Genomic DNA, 383 nt, shown 5'->3' with positions numbered 1-383 from the left:
CTTTCGCCAATAGAAAGGAGCTCCTGAAAAGGGGCTCCTTTTTTGTGCGTGAAACTGTTTGCGAATAGTTTCCTGTCCGGCATGGAATCATTGTGTATCACTTCCATAGGAAAACTTTCGCCAGTAGTTTCCTGTCCGGCATGAAACCAATGTGTATCACTTCGGTAGGAACCCTTTCGCCAGTAGTTTCCTGTTCGGCATGAAACCACTGTGCCCCACCACCAGCCGACAGCTGACAGCGGGCAGCGGATAGCTTCGCCCCGCTGCCCTACTATCCTACTATCCCACTGTCCCACTTTCCCACTGTTCCACTAAATCCCATAGTCATGAACTGCGGTAAAATGCTATAATATCTCTAAGGAAGCGCTGATTAATTCGTTGTT

Origin of the sequence: Dialister sp. UBA1703, assembly GCA_002320515.1 — a bacterium.
GTDB lineage: Bacteria > Bacillota > Negativicutes > Veillonellales > Dialisteraceae > Dialister.
Note: the sequence above shows the minus strand (reverse complement) of the source record.